Below are 14,663 nucleotides of genomic sequence, written 5' to 3' on the forward strand. Positions count from 1 at the left end.
ACTCAGGACAAAGTGGGTCTACCCAGATAAACCTATCCCCAGGAGATTAAGGGGGCAGTACTGCAAGTGTGGACAATTGTGAACTGAAGGATTCAAAACTGCCTCTTATATACGGCAAAATTGGTAATAGGAGGAGCGATGCTCCTCCACTAAGCTTAAGTACTTAAGCGGTTTACTTGTTTAAGAAGCCAAGCTCGGTCATCAATGCACCCATCTGTTTCTCTTGGTCTTCGAGGAACTTATAGAAATCTTGATCAGGCTTGTAGTTGTCGATCCAGCCATTGCGGTCACGAACAACAGCCCATTCATCAGTGGTGTACATTTTCGACAGTGCGGCAGTCCACTCTTTCACTTTCTCTTCGCTAGCGTTAGGCGCAGCGAAGAAACCACGCCAGTTGGCAAATACGGTTTCATTGCCGTATTCCGTTAGCGTTGGAATATCTGGAGCTGCCTCTAAGCGTTTAGGAGCGGTAACCGCAAGAACTTTAACTTGTCCAGATTTCGACATCTCAAGAACTTCACCCAGACCTGTCGACAGTAGTTGTGTCTCGCCAGATAGTAGAGCAGCCATCGCTTTGCCGCCCGCATCATAGGCAATGTAGCGAACTTTTTTAGCGTCAAACCCTTCGCCTTTAAAGGCTGCTGCAACGACAAGGTGGTCCATACTACCTCGTGCTGAACCACCAGCGATCTTCACTTTACGTGGGTTCTCTTTGAAATCTGCAACCACATCTTCCCATGTGTTATACGGGGAATCTGCAGGTGCAACGATCGCACCATAGTCCGCAATAGTAGCGGCTACTGGAGTTAGATCTCGGAATGACTGTGGAAATACACCGGTCAGAGAGCGAACGACGATAGGAGTAGAGTTGACCATTAGCGTGTCTTCTTGACGCTCGGCCGTTTCAATCAGGTGAGCAATGGCTTTACCGCCGCCGCCACCAGATAGATTTTGGAAAGAGACATTGTCGACAATATCTGCTTTCACCAAAACGTCACCAGTACCGCGTGCAGTCATATCCCAACCACCACCAGCACCACCCGGAATCAAGAAGTGAATCTTCTCGAGATCAGCGGCATAGCTGCCAAATGAAAGGGTAGCTGCAACGATTGACGCTGCGAGGGTAGGTTTTAGTGCCTTAAACATGTTCACGTTCCTTATGTTGACTTTGTTGTCCGCCAGTATGAGGGAGCTGGCGTGACCTCTTTGGGTTAGTCAAAGGTTATGCAAATGTTAATGTCGCCTCAATAAAGTGCAGATATTGAGGATAAAGCGCATTAGCTGAATATTGTTCATAAAGTTCACAGGTTGACGTTAACGTTAGACATTAGTCTATATTGTCGACAATATGATTGAAATTTGAACTTGGGGCTGCTTAAATAGTCATTACTTAGTAATTATTGTCAACAATGTTGTTGGCGGCGTAGGTAAGTGTCGAAATGAGCGTTGAACTAGCAATGAATGATGAACTCCCGTTAAAAGAGGGGACGAAGTCAGAAAATTTAACAGAACGATTGATTGAAGAGATCGTAGAGGGACGCATTGAGTCAGGCAGTAAAATCTCTGAGCCTGAGCTTGCAAAGCGATTTGAGGTAAGTCGTGGCCCTTTGCGCGAGGCAATCATGAGATTGGAAGGGCTCGGGCTAATAGAGCGAATCCCACATGTCGGAGCTCGAGTGATCACCCTATCGCAGCAAAAGTTGGTCGAGCTTTACTCTGTGCGCGAGGCCCTTGAGGGAATGGCGGCAAGATTAGCAGCGACACATATCAGTGACAAGGAAGTCGCCGAGCTAGAAAAGCTTCTTGGCAGACACTCTGAACATATTGATGAAGTGTCAGGGGCTTCTTATTTTCATCAACACGGCGATTTTGACTTTCATTATCGAATTATTAAAGCCAGTCAAAATAGCCAGTTGGTTCATTTGTTGTGCAATGAGCTCTATCACTTGCTTCGAATGTATCGCTATCAATCACCTAGGACTCAATCGAGACCAGAGGCTGCTTTAAAAGAGCACTTATTCATCTTGGATGCGATAAAAAACCGTGACCAAGAGTTGGCTGAGTTATTAATGAGAAGACATATCTCACGCAGCAAAGCCTTGATAGAACAAAACCTTAACTAGATAACGTGAATGTCGACATACGTGAAATGAATGCCGACAACAAAAAGGACAAGGAGACAAGCATGTCAGCTTCACCAGGTCAATTATTTCGTGACGCCGTCACTAATGGAAGCCCTTTACAAGTTGTAGGTACAGTCAATCCGTACTGCGCCATGATGGCTAAAAACGTCGGTCATCAAGCCATTTACCTCTCTGGGGGTGGTATCGCCAATGCTTCGTACGGTTTGCCAGATTTAGGTATTACAACTCTCAACGATGTACTGGTAGATGTAGAGCGAATTACTAATGCTTGCGATTTACCACTACTTGTTGATATCGACACCGGATTTGGTGGTGCTTTTAATATTGCACGCACGATCAAAGCGATGGAGAAAGCAGGGGCGGCCGCTGTCCATATTGAAGACCAGGTCGCTCAGAAACGATGTGGTCATCGACCCAATAAAGCCATCGTGTCGCAGCAGGAAATGGTCGACCGTGTAAAAGCGGCGGTCGATGCGAAAACCGATCAGAGTTTTGTAATCATGGCGCGTACAGATGCGCTTGCCGTCGAAGGGATGGATAAAGCGATTGAGCGTGCTATTGCCTGCGTTGAAGCAGGGGCAGATATGATTTTCCCAGAAGCTATGACCTCGCTCGATCATTACAAGCAGTTCAAATCGGCATTGTCACAAGCGACGGGAAAAGATGTTCCTATTCTCGCCAACATCACTGAGTTTGGTCAGACACCGCTATTTGGCTGTGAAGAATTAGCAAGTGTTGGTGTTGATATGGTGCTCTATCCATTGTCAGCGTTCAGAGCAATGAACAAAGCGGCGGAAAATGTGTATCAACATTTGTTATCTGTGGGTAATCAAGAGGCGTTGACGTCACAAATGCAGACGCGAGCTGAGCTTTATGAACATCTCAACTATCACAGCTACGAGGATAAATTGGATCAGCTCTTTGCTGATAACAAGTCCTAATTAGCTGATTTCAAAAATGAGCAACAAGTCGGAAGTCCAAGAAAAATAATTTAAACCTACTTTTTAATCCAATAACGAAACACCGCATTAAAAGACCCAAGAAGGGCAAACGCGGGAAAAGGAGTTCAACATGCCTAATTCAGCCATCGGTGGAGCAGGTCTACGAGGTCAAAGTGCAGGTACGACATCACTGTGTACTGTGGGTAAATCTGGAACGGGGTTAACCTATCGTGGTTACGACATTACCGATCTAGCCAACAACGCGCAGTTTGAAGAGGTTGCGCACTTGCTATTGCGCGGACATCTCCCCAACCAAAAAGAACTGGACGATTACAAGACGATTCTAGTCGGATTGCGTGGCTTACCTGAGCCGCTTAAACAGGCACTGGAGTTAATTCCTGCTGACGCGCATCCGATGGATGTAATGCGAACAGGTTGTTCCGTGTTGGGTAATCTAGAGCAGGAGCTTGATTTCTCAGACCAAGAGAAAGCAACTGAGCGCATGTTGGCGCTGTTTCCTGCCATTATCTGTTATTGGTATCGTTTTAGTCATGACGGTGTGCGTATTGATACCGCTGACCAAAGTGAAGATTGTATCGGCGGTTATTTCCTAAAAATGCTCACTGACAAAGCGCCTTCAGAAACGCACAAGAAGGTGATGCACTGCTCACTGATCTTGTATGCAGAACATGAGTTTAATGCCTCTACATTCGCGGCGCGCGTTTGCGCATCAACCTTGTCTGACATTCACTCCTGTATCACTGCCGCTATTGGCACTTTGCGTGGTCCTTTGCATGGTGGAGCAAACGAAGCGGCTATGGATATGATTCAAGATTGGCGAAGCGCGGATGAAGCAGAAGCGAACATCATGCAGATGCTTGCTAACAAGGACAAAATCATGGGATTCGGACACGCTATCTACCGCGAAAGCGATCCCCGAAATGCTCTGATTAAGCGTTGGTCAAAAGCACTATCCCAAGAAGTCGGCGATACCTATCTGTATGACGTTTCTGTGCGCGTAGAAGCCGTGATGAAACGTGAAAAAGGACTGTTTTGTAACGCGGATTTCTTCCATGCTTCTGCTTATCACTTCATGGATATCCCAACTAAGTTGTTTACGCCGATTTTCGTGATGAGTCGACTCACAGGTTGGGCTGCACATGTTTACGAGCAGCGTGCGAACAATCGAATCATTCGTCCGAGTGCAGACTATGATGGTCCAGAAGCAAGAGAGTGGACACCAATCGAGGCGCGTGACTAGCACGGTGTGAGGATGTGAGCATGTCGAAAAACACTATAAATTACCAATATCGAAAACCGCTACCTGGTACGCAACTCGATTACTTTGATGCCCAGGCTGCCGTTAATGATATAGAAGCAGGCGCGTATGAACGCCTGCCTTACACGGCGAAAATCCTTGCTGAAAACTTAGTTCATCGCTGTGAACCGTCTGAGCTTGAGGCATGCTTGTCTCAGCTCATCTATAGGAAAAGAGACAAGGATTTTCCTTGGTATCCGGCGCGAGTCGTTTGTCACGATATATTAGGACAAACCGCGCTGGTTGATTTAGCTGGCCTGCGTGATGCCATAGCAAGTCAAGGAGGCGATCCAGCTGCCGTCAACCCAGTGGTTGAAACGCAGCTAATCGTAGACCATTCGCTAGCGGTCGAGCACGCGGGTTTTGACCCCGATGCGTTTGAGAAAAACCGAGCGGTTGAAGAGCGCCGAAACGAAGATCGATTCCACTTTATTGAATGGTGTAAAACCGCGTTTGAAAACGTGAGTGTCGTTCCTGCGGGTAATGGCATTATGCACCAGATTAATTTAGAAAAGCTCTCTCCAGTAGTTCAGGTCAAAAATGGGGTGGCATACCCAGATACGTGTGTCGGCACCGACAGCCATACGCCTCACGTAGACGCGCTTGGTGTTATCGCAATTGGTGTTGGTGGGCTAGAAGCTGAAACCGTGATGTTGGGTAGACCTTCAATGATGCGCTTGCCTGATATTGTGGGGGTAAAACTCACCGGCGAACGTCAACCGGGTATCACGGCGACCGATATCGTTTTGGCCCTGACTGAGTTTTTGAGATCCCAAAAAGTCGTCTCCAGTTACTTGGAGTTCTTTGGAGAAGGCACTAAGCAGCTCACGATTGGTGACCGAGCAACGATTTCTAACATGACGCCTGAGTATGGCGCGTCAGCGGGTATGTTCTATATCGACGAGCAAACTATTAACTATCTGAAGTTAACGGGTAGAGATGACGAACAAGTTAAACTTGTCGAGCAATACGCAAAGCAAACTGGGCTGTGGGCTGGTGAGTTAGAAAACGCTGAGTATGAGCGAGTCCTAGAGTTTGATTTGTCTAAGGTAGAGCGCACTTTAGCTGGTCCGTCTAATCCTCATCGACGATTGCCAACCGCTGAGCTCAATCAACAAGGCATCGCAGGCGAGTGGCAGCTACAAGACGATAAGATGCCAGACGGCGCGGTAATTATCGCAGCCATTACGTCTTGCACGAATACCAGTAATCCCCGCAACGTTGTCGCTGCTGGATTGATTGCGAAGAAGGCAAATCAGCTCGGCTTGTTACGCAAACCTTGGGTTAAATCGTCCTTTGCTCCGGGCTCTAAGGTGGCAAAACTTTACTTACAAGAGTCTGGCTTGTTGCCTGAATTGGAGAAGCTAGGCTTCGGGATAGTCGCTTACGCCTGTACGACTTGTAATGGTATGAGCGGTGCATTGGACCCGAAAATTCAGCAAGAAATCATAGATAACGACCTATATACGACGGCAGTCCTCTCTGGCAACCGTAACTTTGACGGACGCATTCACCCTTATGCAAAACAAGCGTTTTTAGCGTCGCCACCTTTGGTTGTGGCCTATGCCATTGCGGGCACCATCCGCTTTGACATTGAACGCGATGCGCTCGGTTTCGATGCGTCTGGTAAGCCGATATACCTCAATGATATTTGGCCAAGCGATGAAGAGATTGACGCGGTTGTGAATACTCACGTTAAGCCTGAGCAATTTAATCAAGTCTACTTGCAGATGTTTAAGGTTAATGATGAGCAAGCCAACTCAGAACCACTATACGACTGGCGTGAAAAGAGCACCTATATTCGCCGCCCACCATACTGGGAAGGGGCACTTGCCAAGCCTAGAACGTTAAGTGGCATGAGACCGCTGGCCATTCTTGGAGATAACATTACCACTGACCATTTGTCGCCATCTAACGCTATCTTAGCGTCCAGTGCAGCGGGTGAATATCTCACAAGTATGGGGGTGCCTGAAGAAGACTATAACTCTTATGCCACTCACCGAGGTGACCACTTGACTGCGCAGCGCGCAACGTTCGCTAACCCGAAACTGTTTAATGAAATGGTGCGTGAGAATGGAGAAACCGTCCAAGGCTCTTTAGCTCGAGTTGAGCCTGAGGGCAAAGTGACGCGGATGTGGGAAGCGATAGAAACCTATATGACGCGCAAGCAACCACTCATCATTGTTGCGGGGGCAGATTATGGTCAGGGTTCTTCAAGAGATTGGGCTGCAAAAGGTGTACGACTGGCTGGTGTAGAAGCGATAGTCGCCGAAGGCTTTGAACGTATCCATCGCACTAATCTAGTCGGCATGGGTGTGCTCCCTCTGCAATTTAAAGAGGGTACGGATCGCAATACCTTAGGGTTAGACGGAACTGAAACCTACGATGTGGTTGGTGATATCGCTCCTGGCTGTGATTTAGCGCTGGTGGTTACAAGATCTAACGGTGAAAAGTTAGACATTGCCGTCACTTGTCGTCTTGATACAGCAGATGAAGTAGCGGTGTATTCATCTGGCGGCGTACTGCAGCGTTTCGCGCAAGACTTTCTCGCGAAATAGGAGGGACTTAATGATGACGAAACAAATCAGAGTTCCTGCAACTTACATGCGAGGTGGCACCAGCAAAGGTGTTTTCTTCAACCTAACGGACTTACCTGAAGAGGCGCAAGTATCAGGAGCGGCGAGAGATCAGTTACTCATGCGCGTCATTGGTAGTCCTGATCCTTATGCGAAACAGATTGATGGCATGGGCGGCGCAACCTCCAGTACTAGCAAAACTGTGATCATCTCAAAAAGCAGTAAAGAGGGTCACGATATTGACTATCTATTTGGGCAGGTTGCAATAGACAAAGCCTTTGTTGATTGGAGCGGTAACTGCGGCAATCTATCCGCCGCAGTAGGCCCTTTTGCGATACACAGCGGCCTTATCAGTAAAGACAAGCTCCCGGAAAACGGTTTAGCCGAAGTGAGAATCTGGCAGGCGAACATCCAGAAGACCATAGTCGCGAAAGTCCCTATGGTTGATGGTGAGGTGCAAGAGCTTGGTGATTTCTTGCTAGATGGTGTGACATTTCCTGCAGCAGAAATTGCCGTAGAGTTTATCGACCCTAGTAGCAGTGAAGGTTCCATGTTCCCGACGGGTAATTTAATCGATGACCTAGATGTGCCAGATATTGGGACGTTTAATGCCACCATGATAAGTGCAGGTATCCCAACCATTTTCATTGATGCATCTGAGTTGGGTCTTAAAGGAACAGAGCTACAAGAAGATATCAATGGTTCGGATGATTGGCTTAAAAAGTTTGAAACCATCCGTGCTCATGGAGCGTTGAAAATGGGGCTAATCGATTCGCTGGAGGAGGCGGCAACAAGGCAACATACACCAAAAATTGCGTTTGTGTCTAAGCCGAAAAATTACACATCCTCAAGTAATAAACCTATCCAAGTAGACGACGTCGACCTATTAGTAAGAGCCATGTCGATGGGAAAATTACACCATGCCATGATGGGTACCGCAGCGGTTGCCATTGCCTGTGCCGCTGCTGTCGAGGGTACGGTGGTTAATATCGCCGCTGGTGGCGGCGTACGTGATGGTGTCACGTTTGGGCATCCCTCAGGGACACTTAAAGTAGGTGCGGTGGCATCGAAGTCTAATGACAGTTGGTCAGTAGACAGAGCAATCATGAGCAGAAGTGCAAGGATCCTTATGGAAGGTTGGGTTCGTGTACCGTCAGATACGTTTTGAGTGAAAAGACGTTTACTAATTTAGAGACATACTGGAGGACGCATTATGTCTGCATACCAAAAAGAGTATCAATGGGCAGAGCAGCAACCTGAGTCATTTTGGGAGCACCAAGCAAGCAAAATTGATTGGTTTGAAGCGCCAAAAACGATCTTAGCGAAAGATGATAACGGTATCGACCGTTGGTATCCCGATGGCGTTATGAATACGTCTTGGCTAGCACTTGACTATCACTGTGAGCAGGGGCGAGGTGATAACACTGCACTCATTTATGATTCACCGGTAACAGGGACGAAACAGCGCTATAGCTACCAAGAAATGCGCGATAAGGTCGCCAAAATAGCGGGTATGCTTGCTGCTCAAGGTGTGGTGAAAGGTGACCGCGTTATTATATACATGCCTATGATTCCAGAAGCGGCGATGGCGATGCTGGCATGTGCACGCCTGGGGGCTATCCACTCTGTTGTGTTTGGAGGCTTTGCTCCGAACGAACTCGCGGTGCGAATCGAAGATGCGGAGCCGAAGGTCATCATGACGGCGTCTTGTGGTATCGAAATCAATAAGGTGCTGCCGTACAAGCCACTTGTCGACCAAGCCATTATGGATAGTCGATGGAAGCCAGAAAAAGTGTTTGTCTTGCAAAGACCTCAATGTGTTGCTGAGCTAAATCAGGAGCGCGATCTAGATTGGGGAGATGAATATCAAAAGGCACTTCCACACGATTGTGTACCCGTGTTGGCAACCGATCCACTCTACATACTCTACACTTCTGGCACCACAGGTAAGCCGAAAGGCGTGGTGCGTGATAACGGTGGCCACGCGGTTGCCATGAAGTACTCTATGAGTGCGATTTACAATATGCCGACTGATGGTGTCTTTTGGGCAGCGTCGGATGTCGGTTGGGTAGTAGGGCACTCATACATTGTTTACGCACCTTTGATTCATGGTTGTACTTCAATTCTGTTTGAAGGTAAGCCGGTTCGAACGCCCGATCCCGGTGCTTTCTGGCGAGTGTGTGAAGAATACAAGGTTAAGGTACTTTTCTCTGCACCAACGGCATTTCGAGCCATCAAGAAAGAGGACCCTGAGGGTGCCGAGCTAGATAAGTACGACTTAAGCTCTCTAGAAAGTATCTTTATGGCGGGGGAAAGGCTCGATCCTCCAACGCTTGAATGGGTTCAGCATCACACCCAAAAACCGGTTATTGACCATTGGTGGCAAACGGAAACGGGTTGGGCCATTTCTTCTAATCCGGTAGGTATCGAGTCAATGCCGATTAAAGCAGGTTCTTCAACGAAACCGAGCCCAGGCTTTAAAGTGGAGATCTTGAACGAGTTAGGGGAGCCAGTTGGACCTAACCAACAGGGCTTTGTCTCGCTTAAGCGACCATTGCCACCGAGCTGTTTAACTACGGTGTGGCGCAACCACGATCGATTTGAATCCGGATATCTAAGCCAATTTGAAGGCTACTACGTTTCGGGTGATGGTGGTTACCTCGATGACCAAGGTTATTTGTTTATTATGGGGCGCGTCGACGACGTTATTAACGTGGCTGGGCATCGCCTATCGACTGGTGAGATGGAAGAAATTGTCGGTGGGCACCCTGCAATTGCCGAGTGTGCGGTGGTGGGTGTACACGATGACCTCAAAGGGCAACTTCCGCTTGGTTTAGTGGTACTTAAAGATGGTGTGAAAGTAGATAGTCATGACCTTGAAAGTGAACTGGTTGGTAAAGTTCGTTCTGAAATCGGTGCCGTTGCTTGCTTTAAACATGCTCTAGTGGTGGATAGGTTACCGAAAACACGTTCAGGTAAGATATTGCGCCGCGTAATCAGGCAGATTGCCGATGGTGAAAGCTACACCGTACCGTCGACAATCGATGATCCAGCGAGTCTATCTGAAATAGAAAAAGCGCTACATACCAACTAGCGTTGGTCCATCTTAACCGAACTCATGTGCCACATTTTAAGCACATGGTTCGGTTCTTCGCAGGTACCAAACAACATCTGATATTTCGGAATGAATGGTTCTCCGATATAAGTGGTACGACTAAACTTACCTGTCTTAAGATCGACTTGTGTAACGACTCTGCCTTTGAAGTTTTGAAAAATGACAAACTGACTGCTTTTAAACACCAATTGCTCTTGGTAGAACCAAAACTGGTCGGCAGTAGTATTTAGCTGGCATTTTAGCGGGAGCTCAGCGTGAGCTATGCCACTTCCGAATGTTGCGACGAAAATCAATAAAGACAAAGGCATAAAGCGCAGAAACTTCATAACAATCCCCTATAATTTTCTTTAAGTATAGCGATATTTTCCCCAAGGTTTTTTTCAGACGATATCCTTAGTTTTTTTATTTGCACATCCCTGACAAAACCCTCACACTATGCGCACATTTGTGACTGGCATATTAATCAAGTTAACTCGAGCGTGTGGCTATGGATTCCAACAGCATTACTCTTCGATCTGCGACGGAAAAAGACCTTTATACGCTCAATGATCTGATGTTCGAATTACACGACCATCACCATAAAGCAGTCCCTAATGACTTTAAGTCTGCCAATGAAGTCCAAGAAGAAAAGAGTATTGCTCGTTACCTAGATTCACCGGAGTGCTTGGTGCTGGTAGCGACGATTACCTCCCATAATAATCCAATCATTGTCGGCTTTGTCACGGCTCAATTTTGTGAATTAACATCTCCAATTAGCAAGCCGAGTCTAGTGGGGAATGTTGATGAGTTATATGTCGTGCCCAAGTGGCGTCAACATGGTGTCGCAGCTGCCTTACTAACAGAAGCCGAAACAAGGTTACAGCAGCTCGGAGCAACCCAGATTATGGTAGAAGTTTGGGACTTTAACCAATCAGCGCTGAATCTGTATAAGAAGCAGGGATTTTTCCCTCATATTCACTGTCTTAGAAAAAAAATATAAATTAGGAATGTTTGTGACTCAGTTTTTGAGCCATTGGTTTTATTTGTGCTTGCTTGCGCTTTTTACTGCAAACCTAAGTTTTGCATCACAACCTAAGGTTAATTCAAATACCTCACAAGAAGTGGCGTCGAAAGATCTTGCCGCCTCTATACAAAATCAGAGTGACACGGCACTCGAACCACTCGATCCTTCAATTCGAGGGTCGCTATGTCTTGTACGCAGCGATAATCGAATCTTACTGGTTCATGAAATTATTACGGGTAAATGGTCACTTCCTGGCGGCACAATCGAAAACAACGAAGACCCGAGACTCACTGCGCAGCGCGAGACGTGGGAAGAAGCTGGACTTGTAGTCGATGTGGGACAAGAGCTTGGCAGAACAGACAAAGCGGTCTTTTTCGAATGTCATGTCGAGTCGGCGATTATTGCCTATGAGGCGAGCAGCTACACTAACGGCCTCGAACTTCCCATATACTTTGCACCACATTTTGGCGTAGAAGTAAGAAGTGCCTCTCTTGTGCAGCCTAAAGCGGTTCCGATTAGCGAATATCGTTATCCTAGTCAGTGGCCACTAGTGCAAGAGATGTATAGCCATGCATCCAATCAACCGCTGCAGTTTGTAGATAATCTCATTGATGCCGCACCACAGATTCACCAAATAGAACTAGGCTGGTTAGCAAGTGCTCAAGATATGATGGCTCAAGCATCCGACAGTGTTCGAGACGTCGTTATCTTTGGCGGAAGAATACTGTATGTACTTGTTCAGCCGCTATTCTTGATTGCATTTTTACCCCTGTTTATTTGGTTGTGGGGACGCCATTTTACCGCTCAGTTAATGTTCGCGGTTACGGCAACTTCTCTGTTCATTCTGGTAGCCAAACAAGGCTTTGGGTTCCCAGTACCTCATGCGTATCTTCCGTCAATCAATTATACCGAGCGAAGTGGTTATAGCTTCCCAGATCTACTTATCGCAAACTGGGTGTCGATTTCTGCAATTGTGATCAGCCAAATTCAAGCGCGTTATCGAGCAGCTTTTATTACTGTATTCGTCGTAATTAGCTTCATTTTGGTGTTCTACCAGTTTATCAGTGGCGGAGCGTTTCTATCCGACATGTTGGCTGGCGCATTCCTTGGCTCACTCGTGGGCTGGCACTTTGTTCGTCATGCACTGAGCCTTGCTGTGAGCGAAGACTATACATTTACGCGCACTAGGGTGTGGTTCATTTTGACGGTGGTAGCAGTGGCTCTTGTGTTTATTTGGCCTTTCCCGTCATTTTTAAGCTGGTTAGCTCTGTGTCTCGGCATGCTGCTGTTTGCTTTGGCGAGCAGTGTCTGTTCACCTCGCTCAAAGATGTGTTTGCGCGAATTACTAACGTCATTGTTTATTATTCTCGGCGTGTTATTGGTCTATTTTCAGTTAGAATCGGCGGTATCACACAGTGGGATCGGATCTCTGCTTTTGCACGTTCTCGTTATCCCAGTACTGATTATTGTGCCTGCGGTCGTGATGATTTTGTTTAGAAAAAGAGAAAGCGTTTCTGGCGTAAAAAGGTAACTAGTAGAGCGAGTGGAGGCTTAACATAGCAGCGTCCAAATAACGGAGTTCATTATGATTATTGCTATGATCGCAGCGTGTTCTGCTTTTCTTTCTAGTTTAGGCATGCAGCTCAATGGTGCTGTCGATGCAGCGATGGATACCATCGCCGATATTATGTTTATCTAGCCCACAATCGAGATACGAAAAAGGTCTGCATCTGCAGACCTTTTTCGTTTAATGGAGAGGTATTAAGCGTTACGCTGCGGTAGCGACACTCGATGTGTTCGACTTCGCTGCGAAGTAAAGCTTAGTTTCTTCAATGACGACTCCGCGCAACAACACAAGACCAATCAGGTTTGGTACCGCCATGAGACCATTAACGATATCGGCAATTAGCCAAATCATATCTAGGTGTAAGAAAGCACCTGATGCGACAAGACCGACGAAGATGATCTTGTACGGTAGTACTGCTTTGGTACCCATTAGGAATACTACACAGCGCTCGCCATAGTAGTTCCAGCCCAAGATAGTGGTGAATGCGAAAAAGATAAGCCCAATCGATACCAACATAGGACCGAAGTACTCTGCGTTAAGACCTGTCGCAAATGCATGTGTAGTCATGGCTGCACCAGCAAACTCACTCTGCCACGCACCTGTAAGGATTAACGCGAGACCTGTCATCGTACAGATAATGATGGTATCGATAAATGTACCTGTCATCGAGATCAGGCCTTGACGTACACAGCTATCCGTTTTCGCTGCAGCTGCTGCCATTGGCGCACTTCCAAGACCGCTCTCGTTTGAGAATACGCCGCGTGCAATACCAGATTGAATCGCGAGCATAATGCTTGCGCCAACAAAGCCACCTGTTGCTGCTGTGCTCGTAAAGGCAGACACGACAACAAGCTGAACCGCGTCTGCAAGCTTATCCGCGTTCATGATAATGACGCTTAAACACGCCAGCACATAGAACACCGCCATAGTCGGTACTACTTTACCCGCGACTTTAGCAATGGATTTGATGCCTCCTAGTGTTACAAAAGCAACAAGCAGAGTTAGAACGGCAGCGGAAAGTTCGCGTGAAACACCAAATGAAATTTCACTCGCATCAAGGATGGCATTGACCTGTGGGAAAGTACCGATACCAAAGCAAGCGACACCTAGAGCGAAAACTGCAAACATAGTTGCAAGGAACTTAGAGCCAACACCATCACGCAAGTAATACATTGGACCGCCAAGCATCTGACCTTTGTCGTCAACTTTACGGTATTTCACCGCCAACAAGCACTCTGCGTATTTGGTCGCCATTCCAAACAAAGCGGCGAGCCACATCCAGAATAAAGCACCTGGGCCACCAAGTTTGATTGCTGTAGCTACACCTACGATATTACCTGTACCTATGGTCGCTGATAGTGCCGTACATAAGGCTGCAAAGCTAGAAACGTCACCATGCCCAGATTTGTCTTTGGTAAAGACAAGCTTTAAAGCAGTTGGAAGATGGCGGAACTGCAAAAGTCCAAGCTTAAAAGTAAAGTAGACACCCGTACCAACGAGCAAAATGAGCAGCGGTGGACCCCAAACAAATGAGTCGATGGTTTGCAGTAAAGATTGAAGATTGTTCATGATTTCCCCTTAATAAAACAAAACTTAAGGAGAAGAGAGAAAGGGCAGTTTGTCACAAACGCATTCGCAACGCGCTAATGACGGTAACTAATCCGTGTCGCTAAACCTGGCAAAAAGCCAGATACTGAATTTAATGTTTTCAATGTTGCTATTCTCTCCTCTGTCCTTTTGCCTGAGAGTTTCACTCATCATTAGAAATGAGCTTGCTCCTTCGGCGACCGCTATCTACAAAAGTAGTGCGATTCTCTCCAGAGGTTCCTCCAACTACAGTCCTCACTTTATCCTTATCAATTGATAAGCTCTGATTTCTCAGAATAAAGCACCTGAAAGATTTACTTCTTCGGCGGGTAGTTTTAACCAAACGTTAAATTTTGGTTAATTACCACTCTCCTGCAGTCTTCATCGGAACAAATATCTAGATACTAGATA

At 46.8% G+C, this 14,663-nt stretch carries 11 protein-coding genes and 1 riboswitch; of the genes, 8 read left to right on the forward strand and 3 right to left on the reverse strand.

Going from position 1 to position 14,663, the window contains the following annotated elements; translation table 11 throughout:
- Positions 1-172 precede the first annotated feature (172 nt).
- Positions 173-1,147, reverse strand: a complete 975-nt coding sequence (locus AC6I8U_RS07475; protein WP_042472784.1) for a tripartite tricarboxylate transporter substrate binding protein — start codon at positions 1,145-1,147, stop codon at positions 173-175.
- Positions 1,148-1,440: 293 nt separating this feature from the next.
- On the opposite strand from AC6I8U_RS07475, the gene AC6I8U_RS07480 reads away from it, so the two are divergent.
- The 6 genes from AC6I8U_RS07480 to AC6I8U_RS07505 all read left to right on the forward strand — a co-directional run bounded on the left by AC6I8U_RS07480 (position 1,441) and on the right by AC6I8U_RS07505 (position 10,074).
- Positions 1,441-2,124 carry a GntR family transcriptional regulator gene (locus tag AC6I8U_RS07480; RefSeq protein ID WP_498018196.1) on the forward strand — a complete coding sequence of 228 codons (684 nt, stop codon included), beginning with the start codon at positions 1,441-1,443 and terminating at the stop codon, positions 2,122-2,124.
- A 62-nt stretch (positions 2,125-2,186) separates the two neighbouring features.
- Complete coding sequence (gene prpB / locus AC6I8U_RS07485; protein ID WP_498018197.1) at positions 2,187-3,086, forward strand: methylisocitrate lyase; 900 nt, start codon at positions 2,187-2,189, stop codon at positions 3,084-3,086.
- Between the two features lie 130 nt (positions 3,087-3,216).
- Positions 3,217-4,347 carry a bifunctional 2-methylcitrate synthase/citrate synthase gene (gene prpC / locus AC6I8U_RS07490; protein WP_234495928.1) on the forward strand — a complete coding sequence of 377 codons (1,131 nt, stop codon included), beginning with the start codon at positions 3,217-3,219 and terminating at the stop codon, positions 4,345-4,347.
- A gap of 20 nt (positions 4,348-4,367) precedes the next feature.
- Positions 4,368-6,962 carry a Fe/S-dependent 2-methylisocitrate dehydratase AcnD gene (gene acnD, locus AC6I8U_RS07495; protein ID WP_498018198.1) on the forward strand — a complete coding sequence of 865 codons (2,595 nt, stop codon included), beginning with the start codon at positions 4,368-4,370 and terminating at the stop codon, positions 6,960-6,962.
- A gap of 13 nt (positions 6,963-6,975) precedes the next feature.
- Entirely contained in the window at positions 6,976-8,148 is a 1,173-nt protein-coding gene (gene prpF / locus AC6I8U_RS07500) for a 2-methylaconitate cis-trans isomerase PrpF (RefSeq protein ID WP_498018331.1), read from the forward strand.
- 45 nt (positions 8,149-8,193) lie between these two features.
- Positions 8,194-10,074: a propionyl-CoA synthetase gene (locus AC6I8U_RS07505; protein WP_498018199.1), complete on the forward strand. Its 1,881-nt coding sequence runs from the start codon at positions 8,194-8,196 to the stop codon at positions 10,072-10,074.
- Here AC6I8U_RS07505 and AC6I8U_RS07510 read toward each other — a convergent pair.
- Entirely contained in the window at positions 10,071-10,421 is a 351-nt protein-coding gene (locus AC6I8U_RS07510) for a hypothetical protein (protein WP_498018200.1), read from the reverse strand. The two genes, AC6I8U_RS07505 and AC6I8U_RS07510, sit on opposite strands and share 4 nt — an antisense overlap.
- 161 nt (positions 10,422-10,582) lie before the next feature.
- On the opposite strand from AC6I8U_RS07510, the gene AC6I8U_RS07515 reads away from it, so the two are divergent.
- On the forward strand, positions 10,583-11,074 hold the full coding sequence (locus AC6I8U_RS07515) for a GNAT family N-acetyltransferase (protein WP_498018201.1): 492 nt from the start codon (positions 10,583-10,585) through the stop codon (positions 11,072-11,074).
- Positions 11,075-11,087: 13 nt separating this feature from the next.
- Positions 11,088-12,629, forward strand: coding sequence for a bifunctional NUDIX hydrolase/phosphatase PAP2 family protein (locus AC6I8U_RS07520; protein ID WP_498018202.1), 1,542 nt, complete (start codon positions 11,088-11,090; stop codon positions 12,627-12,629).
- Positions 12,630-12,866: 237 nt separating this feature from the next.
- On the opposite strand, the gene AC6I8U_RS07525 is transcribed toward AC6I8U_RS07520, so the two are convergent.
- A complete protein-coding gene (locus AC6I8U_RS07525; protein WP_128649702.1) occupies positions 12,867-14,234 on the reverse strand; it encodes an alanine/glycine:cation symporter family protein in 1,368 nt (455 codons plus the stop codon).
- Positions 14,235-14,384: 150 nt separating this feature from the next.
- A riboswitch (glycine riboswitch) is annotated at positions 14,385-14,496 on the reverse strand.
- Positions 14,497-14,663 lie beyond the last annotated feature (167 nt).

Source organism: Vibrio sp. KUL80 (assembly GCF_059725495.1).